We start from the raw sequence: 14,927 nt of genomic DNA, 5'->3' as shown, positions 1-14,927 counted from the left end.
GGTTGTTCCTGTTTAGAGCGAGTCTGCTGATGGGTGGCACGGAACCGATACTGCCATGAGGCCGATGCCAATTGTAGCGGTGAAGCCACCTCGGCAGCTCGTCGGCTCGTTCTTTTGAGGTGTTGTAGGCGCGGGCATAGGCCCACTCGCGCAGGCTGGTCTGGATAAAGCGTTCAGCCTTGCCGTTGGTCTTGGGCGTGTAGGGCCTGGTGCGGATGTGCTTCAGGCCGAGACGTCTGCAGGCTTTGCGGAAGGCAAAGGATTTGTAGCAAGAGCCGTTGTCGGTCATGACCCGCTCGACCTTGATGCCCAGGCTGGCGTAGTAGGCGATCGCTGCCTTGAGGAAAGACACGGCACAGCTCCTTCGCTCGCTCTTCATGACCTTGCTGAAGGCGATGCGGGAGGCATCGTCGATACAGACGTGGACGTATTCCCAGCCAGGTCCTTCACCGCGGGCACGCAGGCTGCTCTGGCCAGTTCGATCACCGGTGATGCGATGGCCTACACGGTTGAACTTGCCGAGCTTTTTGATGTCGATGTGGATCAACTCCCCGGGATGTTCGCGTTCATAGCGCCGCACCAGCTCGGCTGGCTCCAGGTCGCGCAACCGGTTCAATCCCAACCGTTGCAGGATGCGGCTGACGGTCGCCGGAGAGATCCCGACCTCGGCCGCAATCTGCTGGCCGGTGTGGCGCTGCCGGCGCAACACCTCGACCGCAGCGCNTGTGGCAGGCAGGGTTTGGCTCGGCGATGAAAGGGGCCGTGAGGAGCGATCACGCAACCCGTCCACGCCTTCCTCGCGGAAGCGCTTGACCCATTTGGCAACCGTTTTCGCTGTCACGTTGAACTGGAGCGCGGCTGCGGCCTTCGTAAGGCCACCTTCGACCACACTCCGCACCATGGCCTCTCGACCTTTCGGCGTCAGAGGCGCATTCTTATGGGTGTCCATTCGGTTCTCCCCTCGGAATCTGAAGCTTCAGCAACCTCAGCTTCCTCGGTCAGGGCCGAATGGACAACCTCCTGAAAGCTCACAGCTAGATCGCGCCGATATCGGCAAGGCAGGCTTGCGTCAGGGTCATGCGGGTCTCGATGTGACGCTGCTCGCGGCAATCTATGTTGAGCGCGAACACGGTTTGCGCGCTACCTTTCTCGGCCCAGCCGACCATCCAGCCGAGCGATGGCTCGCCGCGCTCGGCGCCCAGCAGCCCCGACTTCACGCGGATGGTGGCGTCGCCGACCTTCGTCACCGGCAGAATGTCGCAGACGAGATCCTGGCTGCGCTTTGAGATCGGCAGCGCGCGGCGGCGCAGCCGGTCGACGAAATCGATCTGCTCGATCGGATCGATGCGCAAATTTCCAGTGAGCCAGAACTGGTCGATGCCGCCGCCGATGTCGCGATTGCCGTAGTCGAAGAGATCGACATATCTCTGCATCCGCTCCGGCCCGATGCGGCGCGCGATCTCCTGATAGACCGGCACCGCACTGACCGCGATGGCGCTGCGCATCGTGTGGTCCTTGTTCCAGGCCTCGATTCCGCGCTTCACGCCGTCCCAGGGGAAGACATCCTTGTCGGGATCGGCGACCACGCCGGTCTCCAGCGCAATCAGCGAATTCGGGATCTTGAAGGTCGAGGCCGGCAGCTTGCCCTCGCCCGAGCGCTCGCTGTCGCTCGCGATGATCAGGTAGTCGTCGACCTTGTAGCCGACGAAGGTGCCGGCCGTGCCTAGGTCGGTGAATCGCTTGGCGAGACTCTCGCGGATCTCGTTGCGCGGGGGCGCGACATTGGCGAGTGCGCGCAACGGCAGGATGGCGGCTGCGGCAAGAAGGCCGAGTGTGGAACGGCGGGTGGGCAAGAGCAGTGTCCGTTGAACGGTGAAGTGGCCGCGACCATGCAGCCGCTATCGTGGTGAAACGATGACAGGTGCCAATGCGGGACGAGTTTCGGTTGAATCGATGCGAGCCCAGAATTCGGATCACCTCTCCCTTAGGGAGAGGTGAACCTCGGACAGCCGACCGAGCCTAGTTTCATCATGCTTTAGCGCGCCCGGCCCGACAGCCGCAGCACGAACACCAGCACTTCGGCGACCGCCTTGTAGAGGTCTGGCGGGATCTCTTCGCCGAGCTCGACCTTGGACAATGCGCCGGCCAGGACTTCGTTCTCCTCGATCGGAATGTCGTGGGCCTTCGCGATCTCGACGATCTTATCGCCGATCGTGCCCCTGCCCTTGGCGACGACCACCGGCGCGCCGCTGCCCTTCTCGTAGTGAAGCGCAATCGCAAGCTTGGTCTGGTCGCTCATGTGGCGCGATCCAGGAAGTGCCCGGCACGCGCCGGCGCAGGCTGCGGCGGCGTGCCGTCGCGCACCACGATATCGCCGGGCTTGAGCTCGGCCTTCGTCAGCGCCTGGCTGAGCTCACTGAGGCCGGCACGCAATTGCTGCGCGGTGGCCGGCCGCTCTGCCCACATCCGCACGAAGGTCTTGTCGCCATTGAGCGTGATCAGCGCATGCACGGGACCGGCCGGCTCGACATTCAGCGAGAAACGCGCGCGCCAGGCGCGCTTGGCGGGATCGGCGGACTCGTTGCCGCCATCGCGCGAGATCTCGAACTGCGCCATCGCGGTGCCCTGCGGGGTCGCGAACGGGATCTCGAAATTCCACTGCGGCACGGTCGGATCGCTGCGATGACCGCTGGCATCGAAGCGATCAGGGAGCGAGGCGACCTGGAGCAAGGTCTGCCGCGCGATCGCGGCATCGGTGTCGTCGAGCAGGCGATGCACGGTCGCAGTCAGCGGCGTATCCGCCGCGAGCGACGGCGCGGCGATGGATTGGGGTGACGGCAGCGCGCCGCGGAACGGCGGCGGCGTGGTCGCGCGCGCGGCCGCCTCGAAGACGTGGCTGTCGGGCATGACCTTGTTGGAGCCCGGCACGTTGCCTGTCATGCGCGGCAGGTTCTGCGTCGCTTCCTGAAGCAGGCTCAAGGCGACACCGGCGGCCATCGTGCGCGACATCGCGGCTAGCGGAATGTCGGAAGCCGCCTCCGCGAGCGCGGCGGCTGCGGGATTGGCGCCGCGCAATGCGGCTGCAGATTGGCCGGCATCGGCCTCGCCCGATGGCTGCGCCGCCTGCAGCGCTGCGCGCGCGGCCTGCTCCGGCGAGACCGCAGCCTGCGGCGTTGTTGCTGCGGCGGGTGTTGCAGAGGGCGTTGCCGGGAGGCCGGCTTCGACCATGCCAGACGTCGCAGCCAGAGTCTGGCGCAGCACCAGCAGCGCCGCCTTCAGATCCGGCATGGCACCCGACGATGGCGTCGCACCTGCGGCGAGCGAGGCTTCGAGAAACAGGCCGGATTTCTGGAAGGCGGCTTCGATGTCGCCGCCATCGAGTTGGGCGTTGAGCGGCGTCTGCTGCGCCAGGACGTCCAGCACCGCCTGCTTCAATCCGGCTGGCAGATCGCTGCCGGTCACGACCGCGGCGAGGTTGGAAAACAGCGGCGCCTGGCTGGCCTGTTTCGTCACGGCCTCGGCCGAGGCTACGGTTACCGCGACCTGCTCGGCCGGCGTCAGAGAATTGCGCGCCGCGCTCAACGAAGGCGCAAGCGGCGGACCGTCCACGCGCGACGCCGCCGCCGGCGTCAGCGTGACCTGATCGACCGCCGCCTCGCCTGCCCCGTTGACGACGGCGAGCCGGATCGTGCCGTCGTTTTGCGACACCGCGAGCTGGAGGTTCTGCCCCGGCGAGAGCGCCACTTCCGACATCACGTCGAGGGAGAGGTTGGCGATCGCGATCCGCACCAGATTGTCGGCGAGCACGCTGACCACCTTGGCATCGACGACGCTGCCCTCCTGGAGCACGAGTCCGGGTGTTCCCGCGTCGGCCACGGCGCCGGCGGAACTGACGGGAGCGATCGAGCTTATCGGCGTCGGCATAGGGGCGGCCCTGGGGAACGCGCTTCCACCCTAAGGCCGCCGTCGTAAACCTCTCGTTAAGGACCCTTGGTCCCCGCCGGCCCCACGGCCGCGAGCACCGCCACCGCGGCCTCGAAATCCCTCAAACGGGCAGCACGGCGGCCGGCCGCCTGCTCGTCCACGCCCCACTGATCGGCGTTCCAGTCCTCATCGACATAGGCGGCCGCCCAGACCTGGTCGGCGTCGCGTAACCCGTGCGCCAGCGCCAGCGCCAGCAAGGCCGAACCGGTGAGCGTCGTGATGACGTGGAGCGCCGCCACCGACCAGGGATCGTCGGGCAGCGCGGCGCGCGCGGCCCGGACCGCCTCTTCCGGCTGTTTCACATGCATGATGCCTTCGGACAGGATGAAATGCGCCCCCAGCGTCTCCGCAGCCCAGAACAGCACGGGGTCCCAGTGAGCGGCCTCGCGGGCGACCAAAGCCTCCGGATGGCCGGCGCGATAGAACAGGAGATCGGACTGGAAGTATATTGCGAGGTCGTCACTGACGAGACCGACGCGGTCGACCACCCCCTCGATCACGCTGTTGGCGAGCCGCGTCAGCGGCATCGTCATAGGGTCGATCGTCTCCCCCTGGGCCGCCCATTCCGCGGCCGCCGCATCGGCAAGCGCACGCGAGGGGATCACCACCTGGCGGCTGGAGGGCGTGCGGATCGGCTTGCCGTCGAGCGTGATGGCAAAGCCGCCCTCGGCTTCCGTCACGCCGACCTCCGTGTAGAACCGCTTGCGCAGCGGCGCGCGGGCGGCCTGGCGGGCCGATTCTTGCGGATCGAGCGGGGATTGCCCCGCAACCTCGTCGAACAATTCGCGCATCTTACGTTTTCGGTCCCGATCGCTAAATGCTAGGGTTTTAAGATAAGACCGGCGGCCGATAAAGCGAGCGGCGGGCATGAGGGACATTGTGGGCATACTGGCCCTGTTCGCCGGGCTCTCGCTGGCCGCGGCGGAGGCCGGCTTCCGCACTCCGGAATCGCTCGTCCGCAACGTCTACGCCTATTACGGCGAGGGTTCCCCCGAACTGTCAAAAGGCCTGCCGCGGGACGAGGCGACCGCCCGGCAGTTCTTCGATCCCAGCCTGCGCAGGGTCTGGAGCGCGCCAAGGACCGAGCCCTACGACTTCCTGGTGCAGAGCCCGACCTGGAAGCTCGGCCCGATCGCGATCTCGATCCTGCGCAAGCAATACGACAGGACCTACGTCGCGGCGATCTTCGACAACGGTGGCCGGCGCGTGACGCTGAACTTCATCCTGGTCAACGGACCGGAGGGCTGGCTGATCACCGATATCGAGAGCCCGCATGACAGCCTGCGGATGTTTCTCGAGCAGTTTCGGAATTGAGTACGTTGGGGCACCCGCCCCAATCACCGGCGTCATGCCCGGGCTTTGACCGGGGCATCTAGTACGCCGCGGCCTCTCCGTATCCAGCGCCGTCTCTGGGATACTGAATCGCCCGATCAAGTCGGGCGATGACGGCTGAGAATGTGGCGAAACACCCCACTAATTCGCGCAACTGCGCGCATAGGTGTCGCGATCGGCGGGGCTGAGCCCGGCGCCCGCGGCCTCATCCAGGCACCTCGCGATGCGGTCACCGAACGACGTTCGCGGGATGGGCTGGAAATTGTAGCTCGGCGGCGCGTCGAGCTGCGGGACCTTCGGCACCGCGATCTTCGGTGGCGGGGGCGGTATGGGCGGCGGCGGATTGAGCAGCGGTGTGCCCGGCAGCAGCACTTGCGCCGAAGCGGCTTGCCCCGCCACCAGCGCGGCCAGAACCAGGACGGGGAGCGAGAGCTGTTTCATGGACAACATGTTGTGCTCCTTCCGCGCCCACGCAACCTAACTATTCTTCAGGCGCGTTCTCGATCGGATCAAATCTGGTTGCGTCCAGTCCGAGCAGATTCCACGACTGCTGCATGTGCGGCGGCAGCGGCGCGGTCGCGTCGATCACGCCGCCGCGCGGATGCGGAATCACGATGCGGCGGGCGAGCAGATGCAGCCGGTTTTGCAGGCCGCCGGGCAGCTCCCAGTTCTCCTTGTTGAAGTATTTGGGGTCGCCGATGATGGCGTGGCCGATATGGGCCATATGGGCGCGGAGCTGGTGGGTGCGGCCGGTGACCGGCTTGAGTGACACCCAGGTCAGCCTGTTGCCGGCGGTCTCGACCATCGCGTAATAGGTCACCGCGTGGCTCGCGCCCTCATCGCCGTGCTGGGCGATGCGCATGATGGTGTCGTCCTCGCCCTCCTCCTTGGCAAGGAAGGTCGAGATGCGGCCCTGCTTCGGCTTCGGCACGCCCGGCACCAGCGCCCAGTAGATCTTCCGCGCCGAGCGCGAGCGAAACGCGCCAGTGAGATGGGTGGCGGCGAAGCGCGTCTTGGCGATCAGGAGGCAGCCCGACGTCTCCCTGTCGATCCGGTGCACCAGGCGGGGCTTCTGGCCCTTGGCATCGCGCATCACCTCCAGCATCTGGTCGATGTGCCGCGTCATGCCCGAGCCGCCCTGCACCGCAAGGCCGGCGGGCTTGTTGAGCACGAGAACGTCGTCGTCCTCGTAGATCGTCATCTCCTTCAGCGCCTGAAGCGTCTTTTGCGCGGCTTCCGAGAGCGCACCGGGCGCCTTCGGCGCGTCGAGCTTCAGGGGCGGAATGCGAACGCTCTGGCCCTCCTCCAGCCGATCCTTGCTGTCGACGCGCTTGCCGTCGACGCGCAGCTCGCCTTTGCGCACGACGCGCTGGATGTGGGAGAACGACAGGCCCGGAAAGCGCGCTTCGAGGAAGCGATCGACGCGCATGTTGTTCTCGTCCGCCGTCACGGCGACGGTCTGCACCTTGGTCGGCAGCAACGCCTCGACGGGTTTTGCGGGCGCCGGTTCCGGCGCGCGCCGCTCGGCGCGCTCGCCCACAAAGCGCTGCGGCTTCGTGCCCGGCTTGCCGCCCGGACGCGGCCCGGCCTTCTGTGAGCTGCGCGCCTTGAACGGACGCGCCTCCTTGCGCTCATCGCGCGCGCGGGGTTTTGGGTTGGCTCTCTTGATGCGGCGGTTCATGCTTGCCTGCGTAGCCTAAAAGCCGTCTCCCGTCACGACGAAATGGCTGTTTTCAACGCGAGCCGCCCCGCTCCCTCCGCAGCTTGGCCCAATAATCCAGCCGCTTCCTGATCTCGCGCTCGAAGCCGCGCTCGGGCGGATCGTAGAAGGTCTGGCGGCCCAGGGCTTCCGGGAAATAGTCCTGGCCGGAGAAGGCGTCGGGGGCGTCGTGGTCGTATTCGTAGCCGGAGCCGTAGCCTTCCGACTTCATCAGCTTGGTCGGCGAATTCAGGATGTGCTTTGGCGGCAGCAGCGAGCCGGCCTGCTTTGCGGTCTGCATCGCCGCCCCAAAGGCGGTGTAGACCGCGTTCGATTTGGGTGCGGTGGCGAGATAGACCACCGCCTGCGCGATCGCGAGCTCACCTTCGGGATGGCCGAGGAAGTCGAAGGCGTCCTTCGCCGCATTGGCGATGACGAGGGCCTGCGGATCGGCGAGCCCGATGTCCTCGACCGCCATGCGCACGACACGGCGTGCCAGGAACAGCGGGTCCTCGCCGGCATCCAGCATGCGCGCAAGATAATAGAGCGCGGCGTCGGGGTCGGAGCCGCGCACCGATTTGTGCAGGGCCGAGATCAGGTTGTAGTGGCCGTCGGCCGACTTGTCGTAGATCGGGGCACGGCGTTGCAGGATGTCCTGCAACTGCGCGGCATTGAAAATCTCGCCCGCCCGCGCCGAACGCCAGACCTCTTCGACCAGCGTCAGCGAAGCACGGCCGTCGCCGTCGGCCATGCGCGCCAGTACGGCGCGCGCTTCCGCGTCCAGCGGCAGCTTCCTGCCCTCCACCGCCTCGGCATGCGCGAACAGCTTCTCGATTGCGGCCGCGTCGAGCGAATGAAACACCAGCACGCGCGCACGCGATAGCAACGCCGCGTTGAGCTCGAAGGACGGATTTTCGGTGGTCGCGCCGACCATCACCACCGTGCCGTCTTCCATCACGGGCAGGAAGGAGTCCTGCTGCGCGCGGTTGAAGCGGTGCACCTCGTCCACGAACAGCAGCGTGCCCTTGCCCATCTCGCGGCGGGCGCGCGCGGCATCGAACGCCTTCTTCAGGTCGGCAACGCCGGAGAACACCGCCGAGATCTGCTCGAAATGCAGGTCGGTGGCATCCGCGAGCAACCGCGCCACCGTGGTCTTGCCGGTGCCGGGCGGGCCCCAGAACACCAGCGAGCCGAGCGTACGCGTCTCCAGCATGCGCGTGAGCGCACCGTCGGGCCCGAGGATATGGTCCTGGCCAACGACCTCCGACAGCGCGCGCGGACGCAGGCGGTCCGGCAGCGGATGCGGAGCCTCGTGATCGAGCCCCGCCGCGGCAAAGAGAGTCGGCGTCTCCTGTGGTCGCTTCGGACTCATCCGCCCAGCGTGACGTTGATCTGCTGGCCGCCGCGCACCAGCGTGATGCGCCAGAACCGCTGACGCTCGCCCGCGGCCTTCTCCAGATCGCCGGTCCTGTTGATCTTCTGGTTGTTGACCGCAAGAATGACGTCGCCCTTCTGGAATCCAACACTGGCTGCCGCGGAATCGTCGCCGATCTCGGTGACCACGACGCCTTCGGTGTCGGCGTCCAGATGCAGTTCGTCGGCGACGGCGGGCGTGATGGTCGAGAACTTTGCACCCTGGAACGGCGAGCGCGCGGTGATGACGATCTCGTTGCGGCCGGCGTCCGGCGCGGTCTCCAGCGCCACCGTCAGCTTGACCGGCTTGCCGCCGCGCTGCACTTCGATCTGCGCTGTGCCGCCGAGCGGACGCGTGGCGAAGCGGTAGTCGAAGGCGTTGGCATCATCCACGGTCTGGCCGTCGATCGCCACGATCAGGTCGGAGGACTTCAGCCCAGCCTTTGCAGCGGGTCCGTTCGGGACGACACTTGCGACCAACGCGCCGGTCGGCGAGCGCAGGCCGAGGCTTTCCGCGATATCGGGCGTCACCGCCTGAAGCCGCGCGCCGAGCCACGGCCGCTTCACGGCCTTGCCGCCGCTTTTGGCGGAGGCGACGACGACGCGCACCATGTTGACAGGAATCGCAAAGCCAATTCCTTGCGAGCCGCCCGAGCGCGAATAGATCGCTGTGTTGATGCCGGCGAGCCTGCCGTTCATGTCGACCAGCGCGCCGCCGGAATTGCCGGGATTGATCGCCGCGTCGGTCTGGATGAAGAACTGGTAGTCGGTAATGCCGACCTGCGTGCGCGCGAGCGCTGAGATGATGCCGTGGGTCACGGTCTGGCCGACGCCGAAGGGGTTGCCGATCGCGAGCACGACGTCGCCAACCATCAATTCGTCCGAATTGGTGAAGTCGAGCGTGGGGAATTTCTCCTTGGCGTCCTTGATGCGCAGCACAGCGAGATCGCTGCGAGAATCCTTCAGCACGATGTCGGCTTCGAATTCGCGCTTGTCCGACAGCGACACCTTCACCTGGTCGGCGCCCTCGATGACGTGGACGTTGGTGACGACGAGGCCGGATGCATCGACGATGACGCCGGAGCCGAGCGAGCGCTGCATCTGCTCGGGCTGCTGACCCGGCACGCCGAAGAAGCGGCGGAAGATCGGGTCGTCCAGCAGCGGGTTGCGGTTCTGCACCACCTTGGCCGCATAGACATTGACGACCGCCGGCTGCACGCGCTGCACGATCGGGGCATAGGAGAGCCGCAATTCCGCAGGTGACGTCGGCACCCGGCGGTCCTGCGCGGCAGCCAGATCAAGGTTGCCCAGCAGGGCGATACACAATGCGGTGAAAATTGCGGCACGGGTCGTTCGAAACATTCCTACCTCTCGGAAAAGACGCCGGAATATAGGCGCGTTCGCCCGCCAATAGAAGGGCGCCAGGCGGCAATATTAGGCCTCCCCCGCCCGCCCCAACGCACAAGCTTTTGCGCGCGCGACGGGCATTTTGCCTCGCGTCATGGATTGGCATGACGCATGTCATCTTGCATTGTGTCGGATGGCGGATTCGGTTGCGGCGAACTTGCATCAGTGGGAACCCGCAGCCGCGGCGCGCCGTCGCGGGGCAGTCATCGATCATTCTTAGGCTCTGCGTTGCGACTTGGGGAAAGTTCGTCAACCGATGGAGTGATGATGTGAGCAGGACAAGAATTGCAGCCACGGCGATTGGTCTCGCCGGCGCGCTGGCGGCCTCCCAGGCCCAGGCACAATCGGCAAGCAGCAGTGAGCAGGAGATCGCACTCCTGAAGCAGCAATTGAAGATGCTCGAGCAGAAGCTCGACAAGCTCCAAAGTCAGACTGCGGCGAACACGGCGGCTACGGCGAAAGCCAGGGCCGAAGCGAAGGCCGAGGCCAAAGCGGAAGCGAGATCGGAGGCGAAAGCCGCGATCGCCAATGCCAATGCGACGATCCCGGTGAAGGCGACGGTACCGCCGTCCGGCGTCGTGGTGACGATGCCGAACAACCGGCCGACCATCTGCACCGCCGACGAAGCGAACTGCATCGCAATCACCAGCCGCTTGCATTGGGATGTCGGCGGCTATGACTATCGTCCCAACACCGCGGAAACGGTGCCGCAGAAGCTTGACAGCGGCGAGAACGTCCGCCGCGCCCGCATCGGCGTCATCGGCAGGTTCCTCAACGACTGGAATTTCGCGCTAATCTACGATTTCGGCGGCACATCCGACGGTTTTGGCGGCACGGCAGCAGGGTCCTTGCCGGGCGGCGGCGTGTCCGGTGTCGAGAACGCCTATCTGAGCTACACCGGCTTAAAACCGTTCGGCGGCAAGATGGCGATCGAGGCGGGCATCATGGACCTGCCCTACACGCTGGACGAAGCCACGAGCTCCAACGACATCCTGTTCATGGAGCGCGCCTCGCCCGGCGTGATCGCGACCAACATCGCCGCCGGCGATTTCCGCTCCGCGGCCGGCACGCGCTGGTACAACGACGTGCTCTGGATTGGCGGCTATGTCACCGGCCCGTCGACAGGCGCCATCCACTCCGCGTCGAGCGCCACGCCGGCCGGCACGTCCGAGCAATATGGCGCGGTCGCCCGCGTCGCAGGCCAGGTCGTCAGCGGCAAGGATTACTCGATCCATCTCGGCGCCGATGCGGAGTGGCTGATCCAGCCGCCGCGCAATCTGATCGCGAACACGCAAACGCTCACGCTCAGCGATCGTCCCGAATTGCGCCTCGACCCGACCACGCTGGTGTCGACCGGCGCAATGGCCAATGTCTCTGGCGCACAGGTTTACAGCGTCGAAGCGGCGGCGACCTATGGACCCCTGATCCTTCAGGGCGAGTATTTCTGGTACAATGTCGATCGCAATGCGAATACGTCCGCGCTACCGACCGGCTTGCCGAGCGTGAAATTCCAGGGTGGCTATGCGCAGGCCGGCTACGTGCTGACGGGTGAGACCCACACCTACAACGCTGCGAGCGCCGCCTATAACGGCGTCAAGCCAGCGCATCCGTTCTCGCTCGACGGCGGCGGCTGGGGCGCATGGGAGATCGCGGGACGCGTGAGCCAGATCGACCTCAACGATCAGCTCGCGACCGCCAACGGCATCGCCGGCGGACGGCAGACCGTCTATACCCTCGCGCTCAACTGGTACGTCAACGGCAACGTCCGCTTCATGCTGGACTACCTGCATGGAAACATCTCCAAGCAAGCCTCGCCCGTCTCGAGCGCGGACGTGGGCTCGAAGTTCGACGCCATCGCGATGCGCACGCAGTTCGCGTTCTGACGCGATCTCACCGGGAGCGACTCCTCCGCTCCCGGGTGACTACGCCGCGCGTTTCGGCTTCTTCACGACAAGCGGGGGCGGCGCGCAAGACAGCCGCTCCTGATGCCCCTCGCCCCAGGCCTTCAGGATGTCGATGACGGGCCGCAGGCTCTCGCCGATCTCGGAGAGGCAATACTCTACCCGCGGCGGCACCTCCGCATAGACCTTGCGGATGATCAGCCTGTCCTCTTCCAGCGCGCGAAGCTGCTTCGTCAGCATGCGCTGGGTGATGCCCGGCATCAGGCGGCGCAATTCGCCGAAGCGCTGCGTGCCGCTCTGCAGATGATAGAGGATCACGCCCTTCCATTTGCCGTCGATCAGGTCCAGCGTTGCCTCGACCGCGCAGCCGGGCCGACGCGCAAAATTCCGCCGTTTCATGCGTGTATTCCCAATAGTATCCAAACAGGGACTATATCCCCGAATTTACAGTACTTGCAAAACGGGGGCTGTCCCGACAGTTAGCAGACCGGGCGCCCCCTGATCTGCGCGCCATCTGATGGAGACAAGCCATGAAGGCCGTCGGTTACAAAAAATCGCTTCCGATCGAGGATGCGGAGGCACTGATCGATTTCGAGACCGCGAAGCCCGAGCCGAAGGGACGCGACATCCGTGTCGCCGTGAAGGCGATCTCGGCCAATCCGGTCGATTACAAGGTGCGCAAGCGCGCCGCCCCGCCCGAGGGCGAGGTGAAGATTCTGGGCTATGACGCGGCCGGCGTGGTCGACGCCGTCGGCCCCGATGTCACGCTGTTCAAGGTGGGCGATGAAGTGTTCTACGCCGGCTCGATCCTGCGCCAGGGCACCAATGCCGAATTCCACCTGGTCGACGAGCGCATCGTCGGCAACAAGCCGAAGAGCCTGACCTTCGCGCAGGCCGCCGCGCTTCCCCTCACCTCCATCACCGCATGGGAGCTGCTGTTCGACCGGCTCGGCGCCGTGCCGGGCAAGAGCGTCGATCCACGCACGCTGCTCATCACGGGCGGTGCCGGCGGCGTCGGCTCGATCCTGATCCAGCTCGCGCGCCGCCTCACCGGGCTGACGGTGCTCGCGACCGCGACGCGTCCGGAGTCGCAGAAATGGTGCCTCGATCTCGGCGCACATGCGGTGATCGACCACGGCAAGCCGATGAAGGAGCAGATCGAGAAGCTGAAGCTGCCGCCGGTCGCGCTGGTGGCGAGCCTCACCTTCACCGACCAGCACTACAAGGCGATCGCCGAATTCATGGCGCCGCAGGGCCGGTTCGGCCTGATCGACGATCCGCCGGAATTCAACGTGAGCGCGTTCAAGGGCAAGGCGATCTCGATCCACTGGGAATCGATGTTCACGCGCTCATCATTCCAGACGCCCGACATGATCGCGCAGCATCATCTGCTCAACGACGTCGCCGACCTCATCGACAAGGGTGTGCTGCGCACCACGCTCGACCAGACCTTCGGCACGATCAATGCCGCCAACCTCAAGCGCGCGCATGCGCTGCTCGAGAGCGGCAAGTCGCGCGGCAAGATCGTGCTTGAGGGGTGGTAGGCGACGGGCATCGTAGGGTGGGTTAGCCCCGCGACTGCGCAGAGCGCAGTTCGCCGGGCGTAACCCACCTCTTCTGTCGCCGCGTTGATGAAAGTGGTGGGTTACGCTGCGCTAACCCACCCTACGAGGCTGTGAATCTTTCATTTCGGCTGGGCGGATGTAGCGGAGATCAAGGCCGTCGTGATTCTCTGTGTGCCTTGATTCGGCGGAGGGGATGATGGCTGACGAAGAGCTATTTGGAGAGCTGCCGGAACAGGCGAAGCCGCGAGCAGGTGCAGAGCCGGTTGGAGCGCCGCGGCTGCGCGAGCCGATGCGTGACCAGATCGAACTGCGTGCCGTGGATATCGAGAGCCTGATCGGGCAAGAGCATCCGGCGCGCGTGATCTGGGCCTATGTTGAGGGGCTGGACCTGAGCGAGCTTGAGGATCGGGTCAAGGCGCGGGAGAATACGCCCGGTCATCCGCCGCCATCGCCACGACTGCTGCTGGCGCTTTGGCTTTACGCCACGAGCGATGGCGTGGGCAGCGCGCGTGCGCTGGACCGCCTCTGCGAGAGCCATGACGTCTATCGCTGGCTATGTGGCGGAGTGTCGATGAACTATCACACGCTGTCGGACTTCCGGGTCGGCTGTGCCGACCTGCTCGACCGCCTGCTGAGCGAGCATCTGGCGGCGCTGAGCAAGGCGGGGCTGGTCGATCTGGAGAAGTTGACCCAGGACGGGGTGCGGATACGGGCCAATGCGGGGACCGGATCGTTCCGGCGGGAGGCGACGCTGGATCGGCAGATGGCGCAGGCCCAGGCTGTGGTGGAGGAGCTCAAGCGCGAGGTCGATGCGGATCCGGAAGCCAGCAATCGGCGCATTCGGGCCGCGAGGGAGCGCGCGGCGCGCGAACGCAGCGAGCGGGTGCAGGCGGCGCAAGCGGCGCTGGCCGAGATCAAGCGCAAGCGAAAGCAGCTCGACGAGAAGGGCGGCAATGGCAAAAAGCCGAAGGAGGCGCGGGCCTCCACCACCGACCCGCAGGCGCGGGTGATGAAGATGGCGGATGCCGGCTTTCGTCCAGCCTACAACGTGCAGGTGGCCAGCGCGGCGGGCGAGCTGATCGTGGTCACGGTCGACGTCGACAACAATGGATCGGATCGCGGCCTGATGCGGCCGATGCTGGAACGAACGCGATCACTGCTGGGCCGCTTTCCCCGCCGCCACCTCGTCGATGGCGGTTTCTGCAGCGCCGAGGATATCGAGTGGGCGCATAGCGAAGGCATCGACATCTACTGTCCACCAACGCAGTCCAGGAGCGGTGTCGATCCTTATTTGCCCCGGCATGGCGACGGTCCGGGCGTGTTGGCCTGGCGTGCTCGCATGGCCAGCGAAGACGGCAAAGCTCAGTACCGAGCCCGTACGATCTGCGAATGCATACATGCCCGCTGGCGCAACTGGGACCTGCGGCAATTGACCGTCCGCGGTATCGAAAAGGTCCGCGCCGTCGTCCTCTGGTACGCGCTCACCAACAACATCCTGCAGGGCCACCATCTCGCCAAACCATAGTGGCACCCACAGTCCGCCTCGTCACAGCCCTCGGATCAACTCAACTCGCCATTTCCCTGCCGGCCAATCTCCGCAGATCCAATAGCTTCACAGGCTCTACG

14 protein-coding genes and 1 pseudogene are annotated in these 14,927 nt (G+C 65.7%); 4 read left to right on the top strand and 11 right to left on the bottom strand.

Annotation, left to right across the window (positions count from 1 at the left end):
* The 6 genes and pseudogenes from AYJ54_RS15380 to AYJ54_RS15360 form a co-directional block, all read right to left on the bottom strand.
* Positions 1-723 (bottom strand): annotated as a pseudogene (locus AYJ54_RS15380) (IS481 family transposase); the annotation flags it as partial.
* Position 724: 1 nt separating this feature from the next.
* The coding region (locus AYJ54_RS52335; protein ID WP_145929183.1) for a leucine zipper domain-containing protein at positions 725-949 on the bottom strand (225 nt) is incomplete at its 3' end.
* Positions 950-1,034: 85 nt separating this feature from the next.
* Positions 1,035-1,853, bottom strand: a complete 819-nt coding sequence (locus AYJ54_RS15375) for a penicillin-binding transpeptidase domain-containing protein (RefSeq protein ID WP_063699758.1) — start codon at positions 1,851-1,853, stop codon at positions 1,035-1,037.
* A 182-nt stretch (positions 1,854-2,035) separates the two neighbouring features.
* Complete coding sequence (locus tag AYJ54_RS15370) at positions 2,036-2,299, bottom strand: EscU/YscU/HrcU family type III secretion system export apparatus switch protein (RefSeq protein ID WP_063699757.1); 264 nt, start codon at positions 2,297-2,299, stop codon at positions 2,036-2,038.
* Complete coding sequence (gene fliK, locus AYJ54_RS15365) at positions 2,296-3,924, bottom strand: flagellar hook-length control protein FliK (protein ID WP_063699756.1); 1,629 nt, start codon at positions 3,922-3,924, stop codon at positions 2,296-2,298. Before fliK ends, AYJ54_RS15370 begins: the two co-directional genes overlap by 4 nt.
* A gap of 56 nt (positions 3,925-3,980) precedes the next feature.
* The gene (locus tag AYJ54_RS15360; protein ID WP_063699755.1) at positions 3,981-4,775 is read right to left on the bottom strand and encodes an ATP12 family chaperone protein; all 795 of its coding nucleotides are present in this window, start codon (positions 4,773-4,775) and stop codon (positions 3,981-3,983) included.
* Between the two features lie 76 nt (positions 4,776-4,851).
* On the opposite strand from AYJ54_RS15360, the gene AYJ54_RS15355 reads away from it, so the two are divergent.
* Entirely contained in the window at positions 4,852-5,298 is a 447-nt protein-coding gene (locus tag AYJ54_RS15355; protein ID WP_063699754.1) for a hypothetical protein, read from the top strand.
* 159 nt (positions 5,299-5,457) lie between these two features.
* Here the strand turns inward: AYJ54_RS15355 and AYJ54_RS15350 are convergent, their stop codons facing one another.
* From AYJ54_RS15350 to AYJ54_RS15335, 4 genes are read right to left on the bottom strand one after another with little or no spacing between them, the layout of a single operon-like run.
* Entirely contained in the window at positions 5,458-5,766 is a 309-nt protein-coding gene (locus AYJ54_RS15350; protein WP_063699753.1) for a hypothetical protein, read from the bottom strand.
* A 31-nt stretch (positions 5,767-5,797) separates the two neighbouring features.
* Positions 5,798-6,997, bottom strand: coding sequence for an RluA family pseudouridine synthase (locus tag AYJ54_RS15345; RefSeq protein ID WP_063699752.1), 1,200 nt, complete (start codon positions 6,995-6,997; stop codon positions 5,798-5,800).
* Positions 6,998-7,049: 52 nt separating this feature from the next.
* The gene (locus tag AYJ54_RS15340; protein ID WP_063699751.1) at positions 7,050-8,387 is read right to left on the bottom strand and encodes a replication-associated recombination protein A; all 1,338 of its coding nucleotides are present in this window, start codon (positions 8,385-8,387) and stop codon (positions 7,050-7,052) included.
* Entirely contained in the window at positions 8,384-9,790 is a 1,407-nt protein-coding gene (locus tag AYJ54_RS15335; RefSeq protein ID WP_063699750.1) for a DegQ family serine endoprotease, read from the bottom strand. Before AYJ54_RS15335 ends, AYJ54_RS15340 begins: the two co-directional genes overlap by 4 nt.
* Before the next feature lie 314 nt (positions 9,791-10,104).
* Here AYJ54_RS15335 and AYJ54_RS15330 point away from each other — a divergent pair, with 314 nt between their 5' ends.
* On the top strand, positions 10,105-11,718 hold the full coding sequence (locus tag AYJ54_RS15330) for an OprO/OprP family phosphate-selective porin (RefSeq protein WP_063699749.1): 1,614 nt from the start codon (positions 10,105-10,107) through the stop codon (positions 11,716-11,718).
* Between the two features lie 39 nt (positions 11,719-11,757).
* On the opposite strand, the gene AYJ54_RS15325 is transcribed toward AYJ54_RS15330, so the two are convergent.
* Positions 11,758-12,135 (bottom strand): winged helix-turn-helix transcriptional regulator, encoded by a 378-nt coding sequence (locus AYJ54_RS15325; protein WP_063699748.1) that lies wholly within the window; start codon positions 12,133-12,135, stop codon positions 11,758-11,760.
* Positions 12,136-12,266: 131 nt separating this feature from the next.
* Here AYJ54_RS15325 and AYJ54_RS15320 point away from each other — a divergent pair, with 131 nt between their 5' ends.
* Complete coding sequence (locus AYJ54_RS15320; RefSeq protein ID WP_063699747.1) at positions 12,267-13,280, top strand: zinc-binding alcohol dehydrogenase family protein; 1,014 nt, start codon at positions 12,267-12,269, stop codon at positions 13,278-13,280.
* Between the two features lie 214 nt (positions 13,281-13,494).
* Positions 13,495-14,826, top strand: coding sequence for an IS1182-like element ISBrsp8 family transposase (locus AYJ54_RS15315; protein WP_076611642.1), 1,332 nt, complete (start codon positions 13,495-13,497; stop codon positions 14,824-14,826).
* Positions 14,827-14,927: the final 101 nt, after the last annotated feature.

Origin of the sequence: Bradyrhizobium centrolobii, assembly GCF_001641635.1 — a bacterium.
GTDB lineage: Bacteria > Pseudomonadota > Alphaproteobacteria > Rhizobiales > Xanthobacteraceae > Bradyrhizobium > Bradyrhizobium centrolobii.
Note: the sequence above shows the minus strand (reverse complement) of the source record. Positions and strands in the feature narration are given on the sequence as shown.

Coding starts and splice junctions, on each gene's coding strand:
- AYJ54_RS15370 (WP_063699757.1), bottom strand. CDS start 2,299: ATGAGCGACCAGACCAAGCTTGCGATTGCGCTTCACTACGAGAAGGGC.
- fliK (WP_063699756.1), bottom strand. CDS start 3,924: ATGCCGACGCCGATAAGCTCGATCGCTCCCGTCAGTTCCGCCGGCGCC.
- AYJ54_RS15360 (WP_063699755.1), bottom strand. CDS start 4,775: ATGCGCGAATTGTTCGACGAGGTTGCGGGGCAATCCCCGCTCGATCCG.
- AYJ54_RS15355 (WP_063699754.1), top strand. CDS start 4,852: ATGAGGGACATTGTGGGCATACTGGCCCTGTTCGCCGGGCTCTCGCTG.
- AYJ54_RS15350 (WP_063699753.1), bottom strand. CDS start 5,766: ATGTTGTCCATGAAACAGCTCTCGCTCCCCGTCCTGGTTCTGGCCGCG.
- AYJ54_RS15345 (WP_063699752.1), bottom strand. CDS start 6,997: ATGAACCGCCGCATCAAGAGAGCCAACCCAAAACCCCGCGCGCGCGAT.
- AYJ54_RS15340 (WP_063699751.1), bottom strand. CDS start 8,387: ATGAGTCCGAAGCGACCACAGGAGACGCCGACTCTCTTTGCCGCGGCG.
- AYJ54_RS15335 (WP_063699750.1), bottom strand. CDS start 9,790: ATGTTTCGAACGACCCGTGCCGCAATTTTCACCGCATTGTGTATCGCC.
- AYJ54_RS15325 (WP_063699748.1), bottom strand. CDS start 12,135: ATGAAACGGCGGAATTTTGCGCGTCGGCCCGGCTGCGCGGTCGAGGCA.
- AYJ54_RS15320 (WP_063699747.1), top strand. CDS start 12,267: ATGAAGGCCGTCGGTTACAAAAAATCGCTTCCGATCGAGGATGCGGAG.
- AYJ54_RS15315 (WP_076611642.1), top strand. CDS start 13,495: ATGATGGCTGACGAAGAGCTATTTGGAGAGCTGCCGGAACAGGCGAAG.